At 65.4% G+C, this 23,883-nt stretch carries 20 protein-coding genes and 1 pseudogene; 11 read left to right on the top strand and 10 right to left on the bottom strand.

The window, feature by feature from the left end; genetic code table 11:
• Nucleotides 1-243: 243 nt before the first annotated feature.
• Nucleotides 244-1,353, bottom strand: a complete 1,110-nt coding sequence (gene ribBA, locus IB275_RS07585) for a bifunctional 3,4-dihydroxy-2-butanone-4-phosphate synthase/GTP cyclohydrolase II (protein ID WP_192289476.1) — start codon at nt 1,351-1,353, stop codon at nt 244-246.
• 88 nt (nt 1,354-1,441) lie between these two features.
• Between ribBA and IB275_RS07580 the strand changes: the two genes are divergently transcribed.
• Nucleotides 1,442-1,735: a DUF1330 domain-containing protein gene (locus IB275_RS07580; protein WP_192289477.1), complete on the top strand. Its 294-nt coding sequence runs from the start codon at nt 1,442-1,444 to the stop codon at nt 1,733-1,735.
• Between the two features lie 578 nt (nt 1,736-2,313).
• Here the strand turns inward: IB275_RS07580 and IB275_RS07575 are convergent.
• Nucleotides 2,314-3,711, bottom strand: coding sequence for a purine-cytosine permease family protein (locus IB275_RS07575; RefSeq protein ID WP_081517803.1), 1,398 nt, complete (start codon nt 3,709-3,711; stop codon nt 2,314-2,316).
• 334 nt (nt 3,712-4,045) lie between these two features.
• On the opposite strand from IB275_RS07575, the gene IB275_RS07570 reads away from it, so the two are divergent.
• Nucleotides 4,046-4,531, top strand: a complete 486-nt coding sequence (locus IB275_RS07570) for a flavin reductase family protein (protein ID WP_151186231.1) — start codon at nt 4,046-4,048, stop codon at nt 4,529-4,531.
• A gap of 414 nt (nt 4,532-4,945) precedes the next feature.
• Here the strand turns inward: IB275_RS07570 and IB275_RS07565 are convergent, their stop codons facing one another.
• Nucleotides 4,946-5,644 (bottom strand): methyl-accepting chemotaxis protein, encoded by a 699-nt coding sequence (locus IB275_RS07565; protein ID WP_494514438.1) that lies wholly within the window; start codon nt 5,642-5,644, stop codon nt 4,946-4,948.
• A gap of 207 nt (nt 5,645-5,851) precedes the next feature.
• Nucleotides 5,852-6,736 (bottom strand): annotated as a pseudogene (locus IB275_RS07560) (cache domain-containing protein); the annotation flags it as partial.
• A gap of 358 nt (nt 6,737-7,094) precedes the next feature.
• Between IB275_RS07560 and IB275_RS07555 the strand changes: the two are divergent.
• The gene (locus tag IB275_RS07555; RefSeq protein WP_192289481.1) at nt 7,095-8,138 is read left to right on the top strand and encodes an LLM class flavin-dependent oxidoreductase; all 1,044 of its coding nucleotides are present in this window, start codon (nt 7,095-7,097) and stop codon (nt 8,136-8,138) included.
• A 207-nt stretch (nt 8,139-8,345) separates the two neighbouring features.
• On the opposite strand, the gene IB275_RS07550 is transcribed toward IB275_RS07555, so the two are convergent.
• From IB275_RS07550 to IB275_RS07540, 3 genes are all read right to left on the bottom strand, one after another.
• Nucleotides 8,346-8,684 carry a DUF5713 family protein gene (locus IB275_RS07550; RefSeq protein WP_192289483.1) on the bottom strand — a complete coding sequence of 113 codons (339 nt, stop codon included), beginning with the start codon at nt 8,682-8,684 and terminating at the stop codon, nt 8,346-8,348.
• 150 nt (nt 8,685-8,834) lie between these two features.
• Nucleotides 8,835-10,472 (bottom strand): MFS transporter, encoded by a 1,638-nt coding sequence (locus IB275_RS07545; RefSeq protein WP_192289485.1) that lies wholly within the window; start codon nt 10,470-10,472, stop codon nt 8,835-8,837.
• A gap of 126 nt (nt 10,473-10,598) precedes the next feature.
• Nucleotides 10,599-12,263: a GMC family oxidoreductase gene (locus tag IB275_RS07540; protein WP_192289487.1), complete on the bottom strand. Its 1,665-nt coding sequence runs from the start codon at nt 12,261-12,263 to the stop codon at nt 10,599-10,601.
• Between the two features lie 124 nt (nt 12,264-12,387).
• Between IB275_RS07540 and IB275_RS07535 the strand changes: the two genes are divergently transcribed.
• A complete protein-coding gene (locus IB275_RS07535) occupies nt 12,388-13,293 on the top strand; it encodes a LysR family transcriptional regulator (RefSeq protein WP_192289489.1) in 906 nt (301 codons plus the stop codon).
• A gap of 94 nt (nt 13,294-13,387) precedes the next feature.
• Nucleotides 13,388-14,116: a WGR domain-containing protein gene (locus tag IB275_RS07530; RefSeq protein ID WP_192289491.1), complete on the top strand. Its 729-nt coding sequence runs from the start codon at nt 13,388-13,390 to the stop codon at nt 14,114-14,116.
• Nucleotides 14,117-14,311: 195 nt separating this feature from the next.
• On the opposite strand, the gene eco is transcribed toward IB275_RS07530, so the two are convergent.
• The 3 genes from eco to IB275_RS07515 form a co-directional block, all read right to left on the bottom strand.
• Complete coding sequence (eco, locus tag IB275_RS07525) at nt 14,312-14,794, bottom strand: serine protease inhibitor ecotin (RefSeq protein WP_192289493.1); 483 nt, start codon at nt 14,792-14,794, stop codon at nt 14,312-14,314.
• A gap of 109 nt (nt 14,795-14,903) precedes the next feature.
• A complete protein-coding gene (locus IB275_RS07520) occupies nt 14,904-15,641 on the bottom strand; it encodes a tellurite resistance TerB family protein (protein WP_192289495.1) in 738 nt (245 codons plus the stop codon).
• 289 nt (nt 15,642-15,930) lie between these two features.
• Nucleotides 15,931-16,653 carry a tellurite resistance TerB family protein gene (locus tag IB275_RS07515; RefSeq protein ID WP_192289497.1) on the bottom strand — a complete coding sequence of 241 codons (723 nt, stop codon included), beginning with the start codon at nt 16,651-16,653 and terminating at the stop codon, nt 15,931-15,933.
• Nucleotides 16,654-16,898: 245 nt separating this feature from the next.
• Here IB275_RS07515 and IB275_RS07510 point away from each other — a divergent pair, with 245 nt between their 5' ends.
• The 6 genes from IB275_RS07510 to IB275_RS07485 all read left to right on the top strand — a co-directional run bounded on the left by IB275_RS07510 (nt 16,899) and on the right by IB275_RS07485 (nt 23,792).
• Nucleotides 16,899-17,810 carry a LysR family transcriptional regulator gene (locus IB275_RS07510; RefSeq protein WP_081517787.1) on the top strand — a complete coding sequence of 304 codons (912 nt, stop codon included), beginning with the start codon at nt 16,899-16,901 and terminating at the stop codon, nt 17,808-17,810.
• A gap of 277 nt (nt 17,811-18,087) precedes the next feature.
• Nucleotides 18,088-19,542: a gamma-aminobutyraldehyde dehydrogenase gene (locus IB275_RS07505; RefSeq protein WP_405306730.1), complete on the top strand. Its 1,455-nt coding sequence runs from the start codon at nt 18,088-18,090 to the stop codon at nt 19,540-19,542.
• A 119-nt stretch (nt 19,543-19,661) separates the two neighbouring features.
• Entirely contained in the window at nt 19,662-20,807 is a 1,146-nt protein-coding gene (gene ydcS, locus IB275_RS07500; RefSeq protein ID WP_192289501.1) for a putative ABC transporter substrate-binding protein YdcS, read from the top strand.
• Nucleotides 20,808-21,000: 193 nt separating this feature from the next.
• On the top strand, nt 21,001-22,029 hold the full coding sequence (locus tag IB275_RS07495; protein WP_192224872.1) for an ABC transporter ATP-binding protein: 1,029 nt from the start codon (nt 21,001-21,003) through the stop codon (nt 22,027-22,029).
• A 1-nt stretch (nt 22,030) separates the two neighbouring features.
• On the top strand, nt 22,031-22,981 hold the full coding sequence (locus IB275_RS07490) for an ABC transporter permease (protein ID WP_192210090.1): 951 nt from the start codon (nt 22,031-22,033) through the stop codon (nt 22,979-22,981).
• Nucleotides 22,971-23,792, top strand: a complete 822-nt coding sequence (locus IB275_RS07485) for an ABC transporter permease (RefSeq protein ID WP_192289502.1) — start codon at nt 22,971-22,973, stop codon at nt 23,790-23,792. Before IB275_RS07490 ends, IB275_RS07485 begins: the two co-directional genes overlap by 11 nt.
• Nucleotides 23,793-23,883 lie beyond the last annotated feature (91 nt).

Below are 23,883 nucleotides of genomic sequence, written 5' to 3'. Positions count from 1 at the left end.
CAGGTTGCGATGGAGTGGCACGCTGACTGGCAGAAATTGCAAGGCCTACGGAATGTCATATTATGGTATTCCAAACTTTCCGCAAGTCCTCGGCGACACCGGCCATCGTGGCAGCGAAGCTTGGGCGGACACCGCGTCGTTCCTCGTTCTGCTCAGGTTATTGATTGGAAAGGAAATCTTTTTTCACACTCGCCGTGCTGAAATATTCTGGCGAAAAGCCAGCACAGCGAGCGGACGAACGGATCAGCCCTCGAAGGGCAACGTCTCCACCACTTCCAGGTCGTAACCGGTGAGCCCGGCATACTTCAGCGGCGCGCCCAGGTGGCGGATCTTGCCAACGCCGATGTCCTGCAGGATCTGCGCGCCGGTGCCGACTTCCGAATAGATGCGCGACTGCGAGCGGGTGAACTGTCGCGGCGCCTGGGTGAGCTGCGGCACGCGGGCCAGCAGCGCCTGGGAGGATTCGTTGTTGGCCAGCACCACGACCACGCCGTGACCGACCTCGGCGACCTTCTGCAGGGCAGCCCAGAGGGTCCAGTTCTTCGGCCCGGTGTACTCGGCGCCGACCAGGTCGCGCAGCGGATCGATCACGTGCACGCGCACCAGGGTTGACTCGTCGCGCTTGATGTCGCCCATGACCATGGCCATGTGCACGCCGCCTTCGATGCGGTCCTCGTAGGTGACCAGGCGGAAGGTGCCGTGCACGGTGGGCAACTCGCTCTCGCCGATGCGCGCGACGGTGTGCTCGTTGCTCAGGCGGTAGTGGATCAGGTCGGCGATGGTGCCGATGCGGATGCCGTGCCGCTTGGCGAAGGCTTCCAGGTCAGGGCGCCGGGCCATGCTGCCGTCGTCGTTCATGACTTCGACGATCACCGAGGCCGGGGTCAGCCCCGCCAGGCGCGCCAGGTCACAGCCCGCCTCGGTGTGGCCGGCGCGGGTCAGCACGCCGCCTTCGCGGGCGCGCAGGGGGAAGATGTGGCCGGGCTGCACCAGGTCCTCGGCGCGGGCGCCCGGCTGCACGGCGGTGATCACGGTGTGCGAGCGGTCGGCGGCGGAGATGCCGGTGGAAACGCCGGTGGCCGCCTCGATGGACACGGTGAAGGCAGTGGAATAGGCGCTGCCGTTGGCCGGCACCATCTGCTCCAGGCCCAGGCGGGCGCAGTGCTCATCGGTCAGCGTCAGGCAGATCAGCCCACGTGCCTCGCGGGCCATGAAGTTGATCGCCTCGGGCGTGCAGCGCTCGGCAGCGAGCAGCAGGTCGCCCTCGTTTTCACGGTCTTCGTCGTCGACCAGGAGCACCATCTTGCCCTGGCGGTAGTCTTCGATGATGTCTTCGATGCGGTCGAACGGCATGGTGCGGTACTCGGCTGGATCGTGGATGAAAAAATCTGGTATACCATAATACATTTCTTATCCGAAACAGCAGCAAGCAGAGGTGAACATGAAGGCTTACTGGATCGCTCACGTCGATATCACCGACCCGGAGCAATACAGCGAATACACCCGCCGCGCCCCGGCGGCCTTCGCCAGGCACGGCGGCAAGTTCCTCGCCCGCGGCGGACGCTCGGAGGCCCTGGAGGGGCGCCCTACTCCTCAGCGTAGCGTGGTGATCGAGTTCGATTCCTATGAGCAGGCGGTGGCCTGCTACCGCTCGGCGGAATACCAGGAAGCCTGCGCGCACCGGCAGGGCGTGGCGAAGGCGGATATCGTCATCGTCGAGGGGTTCGAGGGGTAAGGCCCCGGCCAAGGGCGAGCGGGATTGCCGTCGGCCCTGCCGACGGATCGCGGGCAAGGCCCGCTCCTACAGGTTTAGGCCGACTCTTCCGCCGTAGGTGCGGACTCCATTCGCGATGCTTTGACCTGGGTGTTCCAGCGCCGCTTCGGTGTGCGCGCGGACTTCTGGTTTCGCCCCCTCGGGCGAGTTACTTTTCCAAACGCCGAAAAGTAACCAAAAGGCTTGCCCCTGCCATCCGGCTTTTCGCTTCGCGAAAAGTACCCTCGGTTCCTCGGAGTTCCAGGGGCCCGCGTTGACGGGCCATCCCTGGCCCGACAACGCTCTCGCGACATCCATGTCGCTCAACCCCTGAAACTCCGATCACCTTCGGCCTCCTGAAAGGGGCACTTCGGCGCGCGTGGATGTTCCACTGGAAGCCATCAAAGCAAGAGCGTGCTCCCTGTAGGAGCGGGCCATGCCCGCGATCCGCCGGCAAGGCCGGCGTCGATTGACCACTCGGCGTGTCCTGAAAAATCCGGACAAAAAAAAGCCCCACCGAAACCCGGCAGGGCAGAGAGTGTAAAACCCAGGTCGAAACCTTATTCCGCGATCCCCAGCGCCACCGGCTGGCCGACTTCGCGGGCCTGGCCGCGGGTGGCCAGGCAGTAGTACAGCGGGACGGTCACCAGCAGGCCGACCAGCCACGACAGGTCCACCCCGTCGATGTAGTTGGCGTACGGGCCGACGAACAGCGAGGTATTGGCGAACGGCAGCTGCACGATGATGCCGATGAAGTAGGCAATGATCGCGTGCGGGTTGAAGCGCCCGTACACGCCGCCGTCACGACGGAAGATCGAGTTGATGTCGTAGCGGCCGCGCTTGATCAGGTAGAAGTCGATCAGGTTGATCGAGGCCCAGGGCACCAGCACGATCAGCATCGCCAGGATCAGGCCGATGAACTGCGAGATGAAATTGGCCGAGGCGCCCAGCGCCATCAGGCAGCTGCCCGCCAGCACCACCGAAGACAGCACCACGCGCACCCGCACGCTGGGCGTCCAGCTGCCGGCGAAGGTCTGGATCGAGGTGACGATGGAGAGCACAGCGCCGTAAAGATTCAGGGCGTTGTGGCTGATGATGTTGAGCAGGAACAGCAGCATCAGCACCGGGCCGAACATACCGGTGGCCTGCTTGACCGCGACCATCGCGTCGGTGCCCTCCGGGGTCGCCAGCACGGCGACGGCGCCGAAGCTGAACGACAGGCTGGTGCCCGCCACCGCGCCGGCGAAGGTCGCCAGGAACGGCTTGCCGATACCGACGCTGGCCGGCAGGTAGCGCGAGTAGTCCGAGGTGTAGGGCGCGAAGCTGATCTGCCAGATGATGCCCAGGCACAGGGTGGCCAGGAAGCCGGACAGGTTGAAGGCGCCGCGGGAGAGGAAGTTCGCCGGCAGGTCGCCGCCGAGCATGATGACGAAGCCCAGCAGCAGCGCGCCGCCCATCACCCAGGTGCCGATACGGTTGAGGGTGTGGATGAAGCGATAGCCGATCACGCCGATGGCGGTGGCACTGAGTGCGCCGAGGATGATCGCCACGGGCGTCGGGGTCGCCGGCACCAGGCCCTGGATCGACTTGCCCGCCAGGACGATGTTGGAAATGAAGAAGCCGACGTAGATCAGTGCGGTGAAGAACACGATCAGCAAGGCGCCGTAACGGCCGAACTGGCCCCGGCTCTGGACCATCTGCGGGATGCCCATCTGCGGGCCCTGCGCCGACGCCAGGGCGAGGAACACGCCGCCGAACATGTGGCCCAGGACAATGGCGATCAGGCCCCAGAGCAGGTCGAGATGGAACACCTGCACCGCCATCGCGCCGGTGACCACCGGTAGCGGTGCGATGTTGGTGCTGAACCACAGCGTGAACAGGTCACGGGAGCGCCCATGACGCTCGGCCGGCGGCACGTAATCGACGGTATGGTTCTCGATCAGTGGAGTATCGGACATCGTTTTTGCCTTGCTTATTGTCTTTGTAAGGTCTGGTCATCCGGCGCCCTGAATCGGGCAGAAACGGCGCTGCGGTGATGGAGGCAATATTATGGTATTCCAAATACCAGGCAAGGTATTTCTGAGTAACCGTTGGTCGAATGGTAGCCAGCGGGGTGTCTGGCGGACACTCACGCTATCGGCGAAAGCCCCGTATTCCGTAGCCTCCAGCCGACAGTCGGCCTTTCACCGTCCATCCATCGGGAAAAGAAAGGGCTTGCTTTCGAAGTATTACGGTATACCATCAGACGAAACGACCACTCCCGATGGCCGGCTCACAAGACAGGTACTCGCAATGATCGACCACGCTGCCTACAAACAAGTCATGGGCTCCTTCCCGTCCGGCGTCACCGTCATCACCACGATGGACGACGATGGCCAGGTGGTCGGCCTCACCGCAAGTGCCTTCAGTTCCCTGTCGATGGACCCGGCACTGGTGCTGTTCTGCCCCAACTACAGCTCCGATTCCTACCCGGTGCTGATCCGCCGCAAGCACTTCGCCATCCACCTGCTCTCCGCCGACCAGAAGGGCGAGGCCTATGCCTTCGCCAGCAAGGGCAAGGACAAGACCCAGGGCATCGAGTGGACCCTGAGCGAACGCGGCAACCCGTTGCTGGAGAACGCCACCGCCATCATCGAATGCGAGCTGTGGCGCGAATACGAAGGCGGTGACCACGCCATCCTGGTCGGCGCCGTGAAGAACCTGATCGTGCCGGACCAGCAGATCACCCCGATGATTTACTGCCGCGGAAAGATGGGCGCGCTGCAGGCTTTCGCCTGACCGCCTGATCTTTCGCCGTCCGGCGCAGGCCCCTTCTTGCGGGAGTGAGAAGGGGCTTTTCTTTTGTCTGTTGGCTGGTCCTGATGCGCCCTACCTTCGCCAGCGGCGGAGCCACCATGAGGCGCAAACGTAGGATGGCGTGGAGCGCATCGATACCCATCGATCAGGACCGTAGGGCGAATAACCTGGAACAGGTTATCCGCCGTTGCGGCGGCGGATAACGCTGGCGCGTTATGCGCCCTACGATTGCCATGAAGCATGGGACGTAGGATGGTGTGGAGCGCAGCGATACCCATCGATCCGACGCGCCGATGAGCCCGGCGCAGCGCCAGGTGGGCCAGGCGCGCTCCTACAGGCAACCACCTTTCTCAGCCGCAAAAAAAGGAGGCCCGCATTCGCGAGCCCTTTTTCCCATCAGGTCCTGAACCGCGACACCAGGCGGTTCAGCTCGTCCGACAGCCCGCTCAGGGTCTGCGCATCGCCCCGCGTGGCGTCCGCCAGGCCGGCGACCTCCTGGGCGTCGCGGTGGATCTGGCTGATGTGCCGGTTGATCTCCTCCGCCACCTGGTGCTGCTCCTCGGCAGCAGTGGCGATCTGGGCGTTCATGTCGCGGATCACGTCCACCGATTCGCGGATCGCCCCGAAGCAGGCTCGCGCCTCACGGATCGAACCGACAGTGCGCTGCGACGCCTCCAGGCTCGACTGCATCTGCCGCCCGGTGTCGTGGGTGCGGCGGGCCAGGGTGCCGAGCAGGTTGTCGATCTCGCCGGTGGACTCCGCCGTGCGCCGCGCCAGCGCGCGCACCTCGTCGGCCACCACGGCGAAACCACGACCCTGGTCGCCCGCCCGCGCCGCCTCGATGGCCGCGTTGAGTGCCAGCAGGTTGGTCTGCTCGGCGATGGAGCGGATGGTGCCGAGAATCGACTGGATGTCGTTGCTGTCCTGCTCCAGCTGACGCATGGCGTCGGCGGAGTGGGCAATTTCGTCGCTCAGGCGGCCAACGCTGTCCACCGCCTCGTCGATCTGCAGCTGGCCATCGTGGGCCTGGCGCTGGCCGCTGTCGGCGGATTCCGCCGCCTGGCTGCAGGAGCGCGCGACCTCGTTGGCGGTCATGACCATCTCGTTGAACGCGGTGGAGACCATGTCCACCGCCTCACGCTGACGCGCGGCGGTATCGGCCAGCGCCTGGGAGGTCTCGCGGCTGCTGCCGGAGCTCTGGTGGATACTGCCGGCGGCGGTGCCGATGCTCTGCACCAACCGGCGGATCGCATCGAGGAACTGGTTGAACCAGCCGGCCAGTTGCGCCGTCTCGTCGCGGCCACGCACGGCAAGACGGCCCGTGAGATCACCGTCACCCTGGGCAATGCCTTCCAGGCCTGCTGCCACGGCGCGCACCGGACGCACTACCAACCCGGCGAACAGCGAGCCGAGGCCGGCGAACACCAGCGCAATGATCACCGCCACCAGGACGATGCCCCAGGTCAGGCGTGTCGCCTTGCTCATCACCTCGCTTTCCTTGATCAGCCCGACGAAGCGCCAGCCCAGGGTCTCGGACGGCCAGACGTTGGCGAGGTAGGGCTCGCCGCCGATAGTCACTTCCACCAGCCCTTTCTGCGCACTGGCCAGGCGCTGGAAATCGCCGCCCAGCTCGCCCAGCTGTTTGAAGTTGTTCTCCGGGTTGTGCGGGTCGACCAGGATGGTGCCGTCGCCTTCCATCAGCATCAGGTAGCCGGATTCGCCCAGGCGGATAGCCTTGACGATATCGGTCAGGCGCTTGAGCGAGACGTCGATATTGACCACCCCGCCCTGCGGGCCGAACTGGTTGGCGAAGGTCCGCACGCTGCTTACCAGCACCACCTTGTCCGCGGCCCAGTAGTAGGCCTTGGTGCGCAGGGTCTTGCCCGGCTGGGCCATGGCCGCCTGGTACCAGGGGCGGGTGCGCGGGTCGTAGTTGGCCAGCTTGGCGTCGCCCGGCCAGAAGCTGTAGCCGCCCTCGCGGGTGCCCAGGGATACGTAGGCGTAGTCCGGGTGGCTCTGCGCCAGTCCGGTGAAGAGGTCGAACAAGCGCTTGTCCAGCTCTCCGGTCGGGTGCTGTGCGGCGTCGGCGCCGATGTACTGCTTGAGGCTGCTGTCGATGGCCGCCAGCTGCGGATGGCTGGCGAGGTATTCGACGTTCTGGGTGATGCCGTCGAAGAAGATCTGCATGGCGTTTTCGACCTGGCGGATCTCCCGGCTGCTGCCGTCGATGAAGCTGTCCCGCGCCTCGCCGCGCAGGTTGAGGATCACCAGCACGGCGACGAGGATCACCGGCAGGCTGGCGATGGCGGAAAAGGCGAGGATCAGTTTTTGTTTGAGGTTCATCCCTACTCCCTTGGTCTGCTCGCGGCAGAAACGCCTTGCAGACATCCCGTATTATGGTATACCAATATGCAACGGATTCCCTAGCGCGGAAAACGGCCACTCATCCCGCCGCCGCGCCTGACCGCCGAAAAGCAGCGATGCGTGCCTGCGCATCTCCCGCCGGCTGCCGTGCCGGATACAAGAAAGGTTCGAGGTAAGCGATATGAAGTTTTCCCTGTTCGTGCACATGGAGCGCTACGACGACCAGCCCAGCCACCGCCAGCTGTTCGAAGAGCTCACCGAGCTGACGCTGATGGCCGAGGCCGGTGGCTTCTCCACCGTCTGGATCGGCGAACACCACGCCATGGAGTACACCATCTCGCCGAGCCCGATGCCGCTGCTGGCCTACCTCGCCGCGCGCACCCAAACCATCCGCCTGGGCGCCGGCACCATCATCGCGCCGTTCTGGCACCCCATCCGCGTGGCGGGCGAATGCGCCCTGCTCGACGTGATCAGCAACGGCCGCATGGAAGTGGGCCTGGCGCGCGGCGCCTACCAGTACGAGTTCGACCGCATGGCCAACGGCATGCCGGCCGGCGACGGCGGCAAGTACCTGCGCGAGATGGTCCCGGTGGTGAAGGCGCTGTGGCAGGGCGATGTCGCCCACGAAGGCGAGATCTGGAAGTTCCCCACCTCCACCTCCTCGCCGCGCCCGATCCAGAAGCCGACCCCGCCGATGTGGATCGCCGCCCGCGACCCGGATTCGCACAACTTCGCCGTGGCCAACGGCTGCAACGTGATGGTCACGCCGCTGATGAAGGGCGACGAGGAAGTCGTCGACCTGAAGAACAAGTTCGAAGCCGCCCTGGCCAACAACCCGGATGTGCCGCGCCCGCAGCTGATGGTGCTGCGCCACACCCACGTGCACACCGCCGACGATCCGGAAGGCTGGAAGGTCGGCGCCGAGGCCATCTCGCGCTTCTACCGCACCTTCGACGCCTGGTTCGGCAACAAGCAGACCCCGGTCAACGGCCTGCTGCCGCCCAGCCCCGAGGAGAAGTTCAAGGAGCGCCCGGAGTTCGAGCTGGAGAACATCCGCAAGAACACCATGATCGGCACCCCGGAAGAAATCATCGCGCGCATCCGCCACTACCAGGAACTGGGCGTGGACGAGTTCAGCTTCTGGGCCGACAACAGCCTGCCGTATGCGCAGAAGAAGAAGTCGCTGGAACTGTTCATCAAGCACGTGGTGCCGGCTTTCCGCTGATCGCTGCTGCTTGCCGCAAAGGGCGCCTCCGGGCGCCCTTTGTCTTTCCTCTCGCGCCTACCGATTCGGGAATAACCTCCACCCATCCTGCAAGGCGCCTCCCGCCATGCCCGCAACCACCCAGCTCCTGCAGGCGGACTCCGGCGCCCCAATGAAAAGGCCCGGCATCAAGCCGGGCCTTCGTCATTTCACAGAAGCTCGAACGATCTACCACTCTCGCGGCGCGATCAGTTCCTCGATATCGGCATCGAAGCCATAGGCCTCGGCGATGAAGGCGACATCCCCGCCGATACTGTCGCGCGCCGCGGTCTCGATCTCGCTGCCCTGGTCCTCGAACTCCTCGCCCAGCGCATTGAAGGCCAGGGTGGTTTCATGGGTCAGCGCGTACAGCGCATCCAGGTCCGCCGGCGCCTGCGCCTCGATGGACTCGCACAGCGCTACCAGCAACTGCTGCCCCTTGGCGACCAGCTGCGGCGGGAAGTAACTGTCGCGCTGCATCTCGTCGAGGAAGGTGTACTGACTCAGCTTTTCGTTCCTGATGGCCATGATCGTATTCGCTCCTTGAGTGATCCGGCGGTGTACCGGGCACGGCATCCTAAGGCGAAGCCGCAACCGATGCCACGCAGGACTCCCGCGCTGGCGACAGAGATGAAAAAAGCCCGGCAACCAGCCGGGCCCTTTCACCTCAGCCGGGGATCAGTCCGCGTGGATGTCGTTGTCCTTGGTCTCCTTCAGGAACAGCAGCGAGCAGACCAGGCTCATCGCCGTGATCAGCACCGGGTACCACAGGCCGTAGAAGATGTTGCCGGTGTACACCACCAGCGCGAACGAGATGGTCGGCAACAGTCCGCCGAACCAGCCGTTGCCGATGTGGTACGGCAGCGACAGCGAGGTGTAGCGGATGCGCGTCGGGAACAGCTCGACCATCAGCGCCGCCAGCGGGCCGTAGCAGCAGGTAGCGATGAAGATCAGCGCGACGATGATCGCCACCACCATCGGCCGGTTCACCAGCGAGGAATCAGCCACGGTCGGATAGCCGGCGTCCTTCACCGCAGCGCCCAGCGCGGCGGCGTCGAAGCCCTCGAGGCGCTTCTCGCCCACCGTCACCACCAGCTCGCTGCCGGCCGGCGCGGCCACTGTGCTATAGGGCACGCCGCCCTTCACCAGTAGGGTCTTGGCCTTGTCGCAGGCGCTGTCGAATTTGGCCTTGCCCACCGGGTCGAACTGGAAGGTGCAGGTGGCCGGGTCCGCCATCACGGTGACCGGCGCCTGGCGCGTGGCCGCATCGATCTGCGGGTTGGCGTAGTGGGTCAGCGCCTGGAACAGCGGGAAGTACAGCACCGTGGCCAGCAACAGGCCGGTGATCAGTACCGGCTTGCGCCCGACCTTGTCCGACAGCCAGCCCATGACCACGAACAGCGGCGCGCCGATCACCAGGGAGATGATCAGCAACCCGTTGGACAACGCCGGGTCCACCTTCAGCACCTGGGTGAGGAAGAACATCACGTAGAACTGCGCCGCATAGAAGGTCACCGCCTGGCCCGCGTTGATGCTGAACAGCGCGATCAGGACGATCTTCAGGTTGCCCCAGTGGGTGAAGGACTCCTTGAGCGGCGACTTGCTCACCTTGCCCTCGGCCTTCATCTTCAGGAACGCCGGCGACTCGTGCATCGACAGGCGAATCCAGGTGGAGATGCCCAGCAGCACGATGGAGATCAGGAACGGCAGGCGCCAGCCCCAGGTCTCGAACTCGGCGCCGGTGAGCTGGCGGCAACCCCAGATCACCACCAGCGAGAGCAGCAGGCCAGCGGTGGCGGTGCACTGGATCCAGCTGGTGTAGGCGCCACGCTTGTGGTCCGGCGCGTGCTCGGCCACATAGATCGCCGCGCCGCCGTACTCACCGCCCAGCGCCAGGCCCTGCAGCAGGCGCAGCACGATGAGGATGATCGGCGCCGCCACGCCGATGGTGGCGTAGGCCGGCAGCAGGCCCACCGCAAAGGTCGACAGGCCCATCAGCAGGATGGTGACGAGGAAGGTGTACTTGCGCCCGATCATGTCCCCCAGGCGGCCGAACACCAGCGCGCCGAAGGGGCGGACGAGGAAGCCGGCGGCGAATGCCAGCAGGGCGAAGATGAACGCGGTGGTGTCGTTGACCCCGGCGAAGAAGTGCTTGGCGATGATTGCCGCCAGCGACCCGTAGAGGAAGAAGTCGTACCACTCGAACACCGTGCCGAGCGACGAGGCGAAGATCACCTTGCGCTCGTCGCGACGCGAGGTCGCGGGCCGCTCATAGGAGCTGGTCTGTGTCGCACTCGTGATTGCTGGATCGGTCATTGCGGGCTCTCCCGCCCCTTCTGGGGGCTTTTGTTTTTGTCAGCCTCGACTGCCACGGTTTTCACACCGCGCGATACCGTTGATTTGCTACACGCCAAATAAAAAAGTGGGCAGACGGGATCGCCGTCACGCCACCGGAGCTTCCTCCTGTGTGTGCCCACTGGAAGGGATGACCTCCGCGCCACGCGCGGGTTCGCTCAAAATCATCTGCGCGGCCTTTTCCGCGATCACCAGCACCGGAGAGCAACTGTTGCCGGAGGTCAGGCTGGGCATGATCGAAGCATCGGCGATGCGCAGGCCGGGGATGCCGTGCACGCGCAGCTGGCTGTCCACCACCGCGCCCTCGCCCTGCCCCATGCGGCAGGTGCCGGCCGGGTGGAAAATGGTGGTGCCGATCTCAGCAGCGGCGCGGTGCAGGTCTTCCTCGGTCTGGTAATCCGGGCCGGGCTTGAACTCCACCGGCTGGTAGCGCGCCAGCGCCGGCGCGGAGGCAATGCGGCGGGTCAGGCGGATGGCGTCGGCGGCCACGCGCAGGTCCTGCGGGTGACTCAGGTAGTTGGGCTGGATCACCGGTTTGTCGCGCGGGTCCAGCGAACGCAGCGTCACCGAGCCACGGCTCAGCGGGCGCAGGTCGCACACCGAAGCGGTGAACGCCGGGAAGCTGTGCAGCGGCTCGCCGAAGCGCTCCAGCGACAGCGGCTGCACGTGGTACTCGAGATTGGCCGAACGCTGGCCGGGATCGGACTTGGCGAATGCGCCCAGCTGGCTCGGCGCCATGGACAGCGGGCCGCTGCGCTTGAACAGGTACTCCAGGCCCATGCCCATCTTGCCCCACAGCGTCGAGGCGATCTGGTTCAGCGAGGGCGCGCCGTTCATGCGGTAGATCAGGCGCAGCTGCAGGTGATCCTGCAGGTTGCCGCCGACGCCGGAAAGCTCATGGCGCACGCCGACACCGTGTTTCTCCAGCAGATCGCGCGGGCCGATGCCGGAGCGTTGCAGCAGCACCGGCGTGTTGATCGCCCCGGCGCAGAGAATCACTTCACGCCGGGCCCGCAGCTCGCGCCGCGCCCCCTGCCAGTTCACTTCCAGCCCGGCGGCGCGACCGTTCTCCAGCAGCACGCGCAGGGCTTCCACGTTGGTCAGCACAGTGAGATTGGGGCGGTTGGCGATGGGTCGCAGGAAGGCCTTCGAGGCATTCCAGCGCACGCCGGAACGCTGGTTCACCTGGAAGTAGCCGCAGCCTTCGTTGTCGCCGCCGTTGAAGTCGTCCACCGGGCGCACGCCGGACTGCGCTGCCGCCTCGCGGAAGGCATCGAGGATAGTCCACGACAGCCGCTGCTTCTCGACCCGCCATTCGCCGCCCGAGCCGTGCAGCTCACTCGACCCACCGAAGTGGTCCTCCATCTTCATGAACAGCGGCAGCAGGTCATTCCAGCCCCAGCCGGCGTTGCCCTCGGCGGCCCAGCCGTCGTAGTCCAGTGCCTGGCCACGCATGTAGATCATGCCGTTGATCGAGGAGCAACCGCCCAGGGTGCGCCCGCGCGGGTACTTGATGGCGCGGCCGTTCAGGCCCGGCACCGTCTCGGTGTCGAAACACCAGTCAGTGCGCGGGTTACCGATGCAGTAGAGGTAACCGACGGGAATGTGGATCCAGGGATAGTTGTCCGGGCCGCCGGCTTCGAGCAGCAGCACGCGGTTGGCAGGGTCGGCGGACAGACGATTGGCCAGCAGGCAACCGGCAGGGCCCGCGCCGACGATCAGGTAGTCATAAGCATCCAGTGCCTGGGGCATGGAGAAGTCCCTCGTCGTGCTTGTTCTTTTTATCTGAGGACCGAGCCTAGTCGTTCGTTCGTGATAAAAGAACAGTCGTTTCGAGTCAGCTGCTGTGCGTTTTCTAACAACAAGGACTGCCGAGATGTTCGACTGGAATGACCTGCGCTATTTCCTGGAGCTGCACCGCAGCGGGCGTCTGCTGACCACTGCCAAGCGCCTGGGCACCACCCACGCCACGGTGGCGCGGCATATCGAGAGCATCGAGCGCGACTTGGGCACCCAGCTGTTCGCCCAGCACACCGGCGGCTACCAGCTCACCCCGGCCGGCCAGGCACTGCTCAAGCACGCCGAGGCCATGGAGAACACCGCCCTCCTCGCCCAGGAGGAAATGAGCCAGGCCATCTCGCCGCTGGGGCAGATCCGCATCGGCGTCACCGAAGGCCTGGGCACCATGTTTCTCGCCCCGCGCCTGGGCGAACTGATGCAGCGCTACCCCGGCCTGGAAGTGGAACTGGTGTCGGTGCCGCGCTTCGTCAGCATCACCAACCGCGAGGCGGACATCGCCATCACCCTGGAACGCCCGAGCGCCGACCTGGTGATCAGCCGCCGCCTCACCCGCTACCGCCTGAGCCTGTTCGCCAGCCCCGCCTACCTGGAAAACGCCCCGCCCCTGCGCGACCGCGAAGACCTCAGCCGCCACCCGTGGATCGGCTACGTCGACGACCTGCTGTTCAGCCAGGAACTGCTGTTCCACCACAGCTTCTGCCGCCACCCGCAGGTAGTGTTCCGCAGCACCAGCGTGGTCGCCCAGCAACAGGCCGCCCAGGCCGGCATCGGCATCGCCATCCTCCCGCAGTACATGGGCCTGCACGACCCGCGGCTGGTGCCGGTGCTGCCGGAGGAATTCATCGAACGGGAATACTGGATGTGTACCCGGCGCGAACTGCACCGCTCGGTGCGGCTGCGACTGGTGTGGGATTTCCTGGTGGAAGTCTGCGGGCGCGAACAGGGAATACTCGTGGGCGGTAAACCCGGAGTGAATGCGTAGGGCGGATACCCCCTGGGGCGTTATCCGCCCTACATGCTCGACCATTCAGCCGGGAATTCAGATAATTCCCACCTGCAAACCAACTGAGGTCAGGATGAAGGCGTCACTGAAGTTCACGGAAGAAAAAGCGGACAAGTTCTGGCGGGTTGAAACGCTGGGTTCCGAACTGCTGGTCAACTACGGCAAGAGCGGCACCAGCGGCCGCAACCAGATCAAGGCATTCGCGTCCTCCCAGGACTGCGAGGCGCAGGCCCGGAAGCTCACCCAGGGCAAGGTGAAGAAAGGTTATGTCGACTTCTCCTTCGACTATGACAGCCACCGCTACTTCGACGACGAGGAAGTCGGACTGCATCGCCTGACCTCGCACCCGCGCTTCGTGACCCACTTCGCCGATGACGTCTATTACGACTGCTGCGATGAAGATGCACCCTTCGGCAGCGACGAAGGCAGCGATGCCCTGAGCGAGCTCGCCGGCTTCATCCGCACTCAGAAGACCCCGAGCGTCGCGGACTTCCCCCGATGGCTGATCGAAACCCAGTGGGGAATGACCTTCATCGAGCCCGTTTCGATCGATATCGAAGACGCACTCAAGCCGGAAAACAAAGAACTTGAACCGGACATCTACCAGAGCTGCCACGTCGTCATTGCCACCGCATTCGGGCAAATGAAGATCACCGGCAGCATGGACGCCTCGCTGAAAGCCTCCGCCATGGCGGCCATCGCGTGCCTCGACAGGATGGGCGTGCATCTGGGATGGGGCGACGGCAAGCCTTCGGTCATCCTCGCTCAGTTGAGAAAGGACCTCGCTGCATTCGTCCAGTAAAAGCCTCCCCGTAGTCGTGCCCCTGCAGGAGCGTGCCATGCGCGCGATCCGTCGGCAGGGCCGATGGTCGATCCGAACGCCACTCCCCCCGTCAAAGCGGGTGAAGCGAGTCGCGACTGTCCTTCCGGACACTGTCTGGATCCAACCACGCGTACTCGCGCGATCGCGGGCAGGCCCACCCCTGTCGGGAGCGGATTACTCCGCGCGAGCCTTCTCGACCTTCTCGGAGGCCGACCACAGGCGATAGCGCACTTCGACGTCTTTCGGCGCGTAGATCACAATGGGCAGCTTGCTGTTGTAGCGCAGCACGAAGCCATCACCGACCACCGGGACGAAGTCCTGGCGGGTCTTGCCATCCGGGCAGGCCATCAGGGTGCTGGCCGGGCCACTGACCTTGTCCAGGCGGTAGTAGGAGTAGCCCCAGCCTTCCAGGGTTTTCTCTTCCAGGGTGCCGCCCAGGCGCTGGCGGTTGCAGTCGACGGTCAGCGTCTTGCCGGCGAGGATCTCGACCTTGAAGTTCTCTTCCTGCACCTCCCTGGGCAGATGGATGACCTGACGCACGAAGCCGTCCTCGGCCTTGGGATAAGGCGCGACGTCTTCCAGCTTGGCGGCGTTGGCGAAGGTGGCGGTGGCGCTGAGCAGCAGCGCGGTGGGAAGGGTGAATCGTACGAACGGCATGAAGCCTCCTTGCAGAAATGAAGAACGAACGCACCGCGTGGGTGCGTTCGTCCGAGCGCTCTGACCGTTAAATTGTACGAACGCTCCTACAGCCGTGCGCTGAGTTGTATCAAGCTACTTCACCGCCGGCCTTGGCCTGCTGCTCCAGGTGGGCCTGGAGTTCCGGGGCGAGGTTGAGGTGGTAGGCGAGTTCGTCCAGGTAGGTGCGCTCGGTGCCCTGCTGGTCGTCCACCAGCATCACGCTGACCAGGTACATCTCCGCAGCCACGGCCGGGTCGCCCTGGGCGGATTCGGCGACTTCGGCGGCGTCCAGCGGCTTGCGCACCTCAGCATCCAGCCAGTCCTGCAGCTCCGGCTCATCGGTGTGGCGGGCGATTTCGGCCTGGATGGCGGTTTTTTCCTTTTCATCGATGCGCCCGTCGGCCTTGGCCGCGGCGATCATGGCACGCAGGATCGCATGGCTATGAGCCTCGGCCTCCGGGCCGGAGAGCTGGTCCACGGTCATCAGCGACTGCTGCTGAGGAGCCGCGGCCGGGTGCTGGCGCTGGTAATTCTGATAAGCCTGGAAGGCCATCATGCCCAGCGACGCGAGCATGGCGTAGTTGATACCGCCGCTGCTGCCCGTGCGGCCTTGCGGCGCGCCACCGCTGTTCATGCCGCCGCCGAGCATGCCGCCCAGTACGTCGCCCAGGCCGCCGAGCCCGCCACCGGCGCCGCCGGAGGAGCCGCCCAGCAACCCACCCAGCAACCCGCCGAGGCCACCCAGGCCTCCCGCGCCGCCGCCCTGTTGTCCCGATGCGCCTTGGCTGCCGCGCAGCAGTTGTTCCAGTAGATCTGCAGTGTTCATGGAGTGACCCTCGCCGGCTTGCGTGGCGCGCCGGGCGGCGTCGCCAACCTGTTGCAGCAATGAGCTCTGACCTGCCTTGAGCAGTTGATCGAAAAGAGAACCAGCATTCATGAGATGACAACTCTCGCTATGCGTTGGGCAACGATAGTCCCGCCACACCGATGCGCCAGCGCCGTTCGCCGGCCGGGTGTCAGGGCGGGACACCCGGGGCGAAGCCTGCCGCCGCGAGAGATTGCCAGCCAGGCGATTGCCGCCCGGCGCCGACTTCAGCCGGCGATTGCGAGGAAGGTCACGCGGGCACGGCGTCCAGCGCCTTCTGCGCCTGGGCTTCCAGCTCGACCTTGAGGCCGGCGTCGAGGCTCAGCTGGCGGGCCAGCTCGTCAAGGTAGGCGCGCTCCATGTAGCTGGTCTCGTCGACCATCAGCAGGCTGGCCAGGTACATCTCGGCCGCCATTTCCTCGCTGGTGGCGGCGCGGGCGACTTCGGCCGGGTCCAGCGGCTTCGCCAGCTCGCGCTCGAGCCAGCCCTGCAGCTCGACGTCGCCGGTGAGCTTGGCGATTTCGCCGTCGATCAGCTGGCGTTCGCGATCATCGATATGCCCGTCGGCCTTCGCGGCGGCGACGATGGCCCGCAGGATGGCGTGGCTGTGCTGCTCAGCCTGCGCCGGTGGCAGGCGGTCGACGGTCTGCGGCTCGCCGCGCGGGGCACTGGCCTGCTTCTGCTGCCAGTTGCCATAGGCCTTGTAGGCAAGCACGCCAAGCGCCGCGAGGCCGCCATAGGTGACGACGTTGCCGCCGATCTTGCGCGCCTTCTTGCTGCCCATCAGCAGGCCCAGCGCGCCCGCCGCCAGGGCGCCGCCACCGGCGCCGGAGAGCAGGCTGCCCAGATCAAGGCCGCCGCCCTTGCCGGACGAAGAGGACTGCTGAGCACCGTCCTGCCGGGCCACGCCCTTGTTCTGCAGGAGGTCCTGGCCGGATCTGAGGAGTTGGTCGAGCAGGCCGCGAGTGTTCATGGCGATCTCCACTGTCTATCGAAAATTGTGGATTCCGACTCTAGTCCAGCGCACGGTCGGGACGCAGCGACAGTGTGCTTCCGGATATTGCGGGCCAATGCCGGCGGGTCCGCAGCGCAAATAGGCCGCTTTCATTCGATTTAAAAGAATGCTCCTATAGATTTTCGATAATCAACAATGAAAAGCGCCGAGACCGGCTAGACAAGGCTCTAGATCGCGGCTCCGCGCACCAGCGGCCAATCACCATGATGACGCTCCGCCAGATTCGCCATTTCATCGCCGTCGCCGAGACCGGTTCGATTTCCGCTGCCGCCCAGGCGGTGTTCATTTCCCAGTCCACCCTGACCCTGGCCATCCAGCAACTGGAGGAGGAGATCGGCGTGCGCCTGTTCGACCGCCACGCCAAGGGCATGACCCTGACCCACCAGGGCCACCAGTTCCTGCGCCAGGCGCACCTGATCCTGGCCACGGTGGAGAACGCCAAGCGCAGCCTGCAGCAGAGCACCGACCAGGTGGCCGGCAGCCTCACCATCGGCGTGACCAGCCTGGTAGCGGGCTACTACCTGGCGGACCTGATCAACCGTTTCCAGCGCGCCTACCCCAACGTGCAGACCCGCGTGGTAGAGGACGAACGCCCGTATATCGAGCACCTGCTGGTGAGCGGCGAGATCGATGTCGGCGTGCTGATTCTCTCCAACCTGGAAGACCGCCACGCCCTGCAGACCGAGGTGCTGACCCACTCGCCGCATCGTTTGTGGCTGCCGGCGCAGCACCCGCTGCTGGAGCGCGACAGCATCGGCCTGGCCGATGTGGCGGGCGAACCATTGATCCAGCTGAACGCCGACGAGATGGGTCTGCATACTCAGCGCATCTGGTCCCGCGCCGGGCTGGTGCCGCAGGTGACGCTGCGCACGGCCTCGGTGGAGGCCGTGCGAAGTCTGGTGGCGGCGGGCCTGGGCCTGTCGATCCAGCCGGACATGACCTACCGCCCCTGGTCGCTGGAAGGCGACATCATCGAGGCGCGGCCGCTGGTGGACCTCTCCGAGCCGCTCGACGTCGGCCTGGCCTGGCGCCGTGGCACCGCGCGGCCGCCGCTGGTGGACCCGTTCCTCACCGTGGCCCGAGAGCAGCCCAACGCGAAGAAGCTTTCCATCTGAACGTAGGGCGCATAACCGCTTGCGGTTATCCGCCAACAGGATTCGGAGCGGCGCTGATGGCGGATAGCGCCTTGGGCGTTATGCGCCCTACGAGTTCGGTGCAACAAAGTCAGCCATTCGATTTAATCGAACGCCGCTTTCAGTAATTAGAATTTGTCGACCCCACGCCCGGACTCTAGTCTCTGCCCTCATACAAAGGGCCGGCTCCGGGGATCGCCCCATCCGGAGCACGCACATGGCCACCGAAAACAAGACAGATAAAAGACGAGTTTCCAAGATGACCGGCGTAACCCTGCACACCGCCTTGCTGATCGACGGCCAACTGGTCGCCGGCGAAGGCATGGCCGAGCCGATCATCAACCCGACCTCGGGCGACACCCTTATCAGCATCGCCGACGGCTCCCTGGATCAGGTCGAGCAGGCCATCGCTGCCGCGCACCGCGCCTTCCCCGCCTGGGCCCGCACCACGCCCGCACAGCGCGCCACCGCCCTGCTCGCCATCGCCGATGCCATCGACAAGCGCGCGAATGACCTCGCCCAGCTGGAATCACTGAACTGCGGCAAGCCGCTGCACCTGGCGCGCCAGGACGACATCCCGGCCACCGCCGACGTGTTCCGTTTCTTCGCCGGCGCCGTGCGCTGCCAGCAGGGCCAGCTCGCCGGCGAATACGTGCCCGGCCACACCAGCATGGTGCGTCGCGATCCGGTCGGTGTGGTCGCGTCGATTGCGCCCTGGAACTACCCGCTGATGATGGCTGCGTGGAAGATCGCTCCCGCTCTGGCCGCCGGCAACACCCTGGTGTTCAAGCCGTCCGAGCACACCCCGCTGAGCATCCTGGCGCTGGCCCCGGCGCTGGCAGAAATCCTCCCCGCCGGCGTGATCAACATCGTCTGCGGCGGCGGCGAAGGCGTCGGCAGCCACCTGGTCAGCCACCCGAAGGTGCGCATGGTCTCGCTGACCGGCGACATCGTCACCGGGCAGAAGATTCTCCAGGCCGCCGCGCGGACCCTCAAACGCACCCACCTGGAACTGGGCGGCAAGGCGCCAGTGATCGTCTGCAACGACGCCGACCTCGAAGCCGTGGTCCAAGGCGTACGCACTCACGGTTACTACAACGCTGGCCAGGACTGCACCGCCGCCTGCCGTATCTATGCGCAGGCCGGTATCCATGACCGCCTCGTCGCCGAACTGGGCGACGCCGTGGCCAGCATTCGCTTCGCTCGCAAGCGCGATGCCGACAACGAGATCAGCCCGCTGATCAGCGCTCGCCAGCGCGACCGCGTCGCCAGCTTCGTCGAACGCGCCCTCGGCCAGCCGCACATCGAGCGCGTCACCGGCGCCGCCGTGCATTCGGGCCCCGGCTTCTACTACCAGCCGACCCTGCTGGCCGGCTGCAAGCAGCAGGACGAGATCGTCCAGCGCGAGGTGTTCGGCCCGGTGGTCACCGTGACCCGTTTCGACCAGCTGGAACAGGCGGTGGACTGGGCCAACGACTCCGAGTACGGCCTGGCCTCCTCGGTATGGACGCAGAACCTCGACAAGGCCTTCCAGATCGCCAACCGCCTGCAGTACGGCTGCACCTGGATCAACACCCATTTCATGCTCGCCAGTGAGATGCCCCACGGCGGACTCAAGCGTTCGGGCTACGGCAAGGACCTGTCCAGCGATTCGCTGCAGGACTACAGCGTGGTGCGCCACATCATGGCGCGCCACGGCCAGCGGCTGGATTGAACCACCCGGCGGGGCCGCCCGCCGGCACATAAGAAACGCCCCGACGCCAAGCCGTCAGAGGGCTGTTGCTCGATTGAACTGCCCCACCAATAGAGACAACAACGAGAGGGAGACACCCGATGCGCAAGACCGCACTGCTCAGTGCCATCACCACCGCCCTGCTGGCCAGCGCCGGCGTCCAGGCCGCCGAGGCCCTGAAGGAAGTCGGCAAAGGCGAAGGCCGCCTGGACATCATCGCCTGGCCCGGCTACATCGAGCGCGGCCAGTCCGACAAGAACTACGACTGGGTCACCCAGTTCGAGAAGGACACCGGCTGCCAGGTCAACGTGAAGACCGCCGCCACCTCCGACGAGATGGTCAGCCTGATGGCCAAGGGCGGCTACGACCTGGTCACCGCATCCGGCGACGCCTCTCTGCGCCTGATTTACGGCAAGCGCGTGCAGCCGATCGATCCGTCGCTGATCCCCAACTGGAAGAACATCGACCCGCGCCTGAAGGACGCCGCCTGGTACGTGGTCAACGGCAAGACCTACGGCGCGCCGTACCAGTGGGGCCCGAACCTGCTGATGTACAACACCAAGGTCTTCCCTACCGCGCCGGACAGCTGGAAGGTCGTGTTCGACGCCCAGAACCTGCCTGACGGCAAGTCGAACAAGGGCCGCGTGCAGGCCTACGACGGCCCGATCTACGTGGCCGACGCCGCGCTTTACCTGAAGGCGACCCAGCCGGAGCTGGGCATCACCGATCCGTACCAGCTCGACGAGAAGCAATACGCCGCCGTGGTCGAACTGCTGCGCAAGCAGCATGACCTGATCCACCGCTACTGGCACGACACCACCGTGCAGATGAGCGACTTCAAGAACGAAGGCGTCGCCGCTTCCAGCGCCTGGCCGTACCAGGCCAACGCCCTGAAGGCCGAAGGTCAGCCGATCGCCACCGTGTTCCCGAAAGAGGGCGTCACCGGCTGGGCCGACACCACCATGCTGCACGCCGAAGCCCAGCACCCGAGCTGCGCCTACAAGTGGCTGAACTGGTCGCTGGAACCCAAGGTGCAGGGCGACGTAGCCGCCTGGTTCGGCTCCGTGCCGGCCGTGCCCGAAGGCTGCAAGGCCAGCACCCTGCTGGGCAGCGAAGGCTGCGCCACCAACGGCTACAACCAGTTCGACAAGATCGCGTTCTGGAAGACTCCGGTGGCCGAGGGCGGCAAGTTCGTCCCGTACAGCCGCTGGACCCAGGACTACATCGGGATCATGGGCGGCCGTTGATTCCGGCTCCCCTCTCCCGCTGGGAGAGGGGTTGGGGTGAGGGCCGGCAGTGTGCCGTGCCTTCCCTCCCCCCGGCCCTCTCCCAAAGGGAGAGGGCGTTCCCGCCCCACCCAATACGTACCGATACACCCGTATCTCAGATTCACGGGCAGGGCTCCCCTACGCCAGATTCCTGCCCCTTGGAGCGTGCACCATGACCACTCCCGCTGTTCAATTCACCCAGGTCTCCCGCCAGTTCGGCGACGTCAAGGCCGTTGACCGGGTGTCCATCGACATCAAGGACGGCGAGTTCTTCTCCATGCTCGGCCCGTCGGGCTCGGGCAAGACCACCTGCCTGCGCCTGATCGCCGGCTTCGAGCAACCCAGCGCAGGCTCCATCCGCATCCATGGCGAGGAGGCCGCCGGGCTGCCGCCCTACCAGCGTGACGTCAACACGGTATTCCAGGACTACGCACTGTTCCCGCACATGAGCGTGCTGGAGAACGTTGCCTACGGCCTGAAGGTGAAAGGCGTCGGCAAGGCCGAACGCCTCAAGCGCGCCGAAGAAGCCCTCGGCATGGTCGCCCTGGGCGGCTATGGCGTGCGCAAGCCGGTACAGCTCTCTGGCGGCCAGCGCCAGCGCGTGGCCCTGGCCCGCGCTCTGGTGAACCGCCCGCGCGTGCTGCTGCTGGACGAACCCCTCGGCGCCCTCGACCTCAAGCTGCGCGAGCAGATGCAGAGTGAGCTGAAGAAGCTGCAGCGTCAGCTGGGCATCACCTTCATCTTCGTTACCCACGACCAGAGCGAAGCGCTGTCCATGTCCGACCGCGTCGCGGTGTTCAACAAGGGCCGCATCGAGCAGGTCGACACCCCGCGCAACCTCTACATGAAACCGGCCACCCCGTTCGTGGCTGAATTCGTCGGTACCTCCAACGTGCTGCGCGGCGACATCGCCCAGGGCCTGACCGGCAACGCCCAGCCCTTCTCCATCCGCCCCGAGCACATCCGTTTCGCCAATGGCGAGCGCAGCGCCTCGGACATCGAGATCAGCGGCCTGCTGCACGACATCCAGTACCAGGGCGCGGCGACCCGCTACGAGATCCGTCTCGACAACGGCCAGAACCTCTGCCTCAGCCAGGCCAACAGCCAGTGGGCCGACATCGACCTCGCCCACCAGCCGGGCCAGCGCGTGACCGCTCGCTGGGCGCGCGAGGCGATGGTGGTGCTGAACGAGGGCGCGTGACATGGAACTGACGATGAACGCACCGGTACCGCAGGCCAGCAATGGCCCGTTGCGCCGTCTGTGCAACCTGCTCTACCGCAAGCCGACGCTGTACCTCTCGCTGCTGCTGATCCCGCCGCTGCTGTGGTTTGGCGCGATCTACCTTGGCTCGCTGCTGACGCTGCTGTGGCAGGGTTTCTACACCTTCGACGACTTCACCATGACGGTGACGCCGGACCTGACCTGGGCCAACTTCGGCTCGCTGCTCAGTGGCTCCAACTTCGACATCATCCAGCGCACCGTACTGATGGCCGTCGCGGTGTCCATCGCCAGTGGCGCGGTGGCCTTCCCCATCGCCTACTACATGGCGCGCTACACCACCGGCAAGACCAAGGCGTTCTTCTACATCGCCGTGATGATGCCGATGTGGGCCAGCTACATCGTCAAGGCCTACGCCTGGACCCTGCTGCTGGCCAAGGGCGGCGTCGCCATGTGGTTCGTCCAGCACCTCGGTCTTGAGCCGGTGCTGAACCTGTTGCTGGGCATTCCGGGCATCGGTGGCAACACCCTGTCCACCTCCAGCTTCGGACGCTTCCTGGTGTTCGTGTACATCTGGCTGCCGTTCATGATCCTGCCGATCCAGGCCTCCCTGGAACGCCTGCCGCCGTCACTGCTGCAAGCCTCGGCCGACCTCGGTGCACACCCGCGGCAGACCTTCCTGCAGGTGATCCTGCCGCTGTCGATCCCCGGCATCGCCGCCGGCTCGATCTTCACTTTCAGCCTGACCCTGGGCGACTTCATCGTGCCGCAGCTGGTGGGCCCGCCGGGCTACTTCATCGGCAGCATGGTCTACGCCCAGCAGGGCGCGATCGGCAACATGCCGATGGCCGCCGCCTTCACCCTGGTGCCCATCGTGCTGATCGCCGTGTACCTCTCCATCGTCAAACGCCTGGGGGCCTTCGATGCACTCTGACTCTTCATCTCAAGGGCAGGCTTCCTGGGGCCTGAAAGCGGCCGCCTGGGGCGGGCTGGTGTTCCTGCACTTCCCGATCCTGATCATCTTCCTGTACGCCTTCAACACCGAGGACGCGGCCTTCAGCTTCCCGCCCAAGGGCTTCACCCTGCACTGGTTCAGCGTCGCCTTCGCGCGCCAGGACGTGCTCGAAGCCATCGAGCTGTCGGTGAAGATCGCCAGCGTCGCCACGCTGATCGCCATGCTCCTGGGCACCCTGGCCGCGGCCGCGCTGTACCGCCGCGACTTCTTCGGCAAGGAAGGCATCTCGCTGATGCTGATCCTGCCGATCGCCCTGCCCGGCATCATCACCGGCATCGCGCTGCTGTCGGCGTTCAAGACCCTTGGCATCGAGCCGGGCTTCCTGACCATCGTCATCGGCCACGCCACCTTCTGCGTGGTGATCGTCTACAACAACGTCATCGCGCGCTTCCGCCGTACTTCGCACAGTCTCGTCGAAGCCTCGATGGACCTGGGCGCCGACGGCTGGCAGACCTTCCGCTACGTGATCCTGCCCAACCTCGGCTCGGCGCTGCTGGCCGGCGGCATGCTGGCGTTCGCGCTGTCCTTCGACGAGATCATCGTCACCACCTTCACCGCCGGCCATGAACGCACCCTGCCGATCTGGCTGCTCAACCAGCTGGGCCGCCCGCGCGACGTGCCGGTGACCAACGTGGTGGCGATGCTGGTGATGATCGTGACCATGCTGCCAATCCTCGGCGCCTACTACCTGACCAAGGGTGGCGAAGGCGTGGCGGGGAGCGGCAAGTAAGCCAACAGAACCCCTCAGGCCCGCCGGCCCCCTCGCCGGCAGGCCCCTAAAAAGAAACACCCCAACCGAATTTGCACCACGCTCCTGAACG

This window comes from Pseudomonas sp. PDM21 (assembly GCF_014852505.2).
In the GTDB taxonomy this organism is placed as follows: domain Bacteria; phylum Pseudomonadota; class Gammaproteobacteria; order Pseudomonadales; family Pseudomonadaceae; genus Pseudomonas.
The sequence above is the reverse complement of the archived record's forward strand: the minus strand, read 5'-3'. Positions and strand labels throughout refer to the sequence as shown.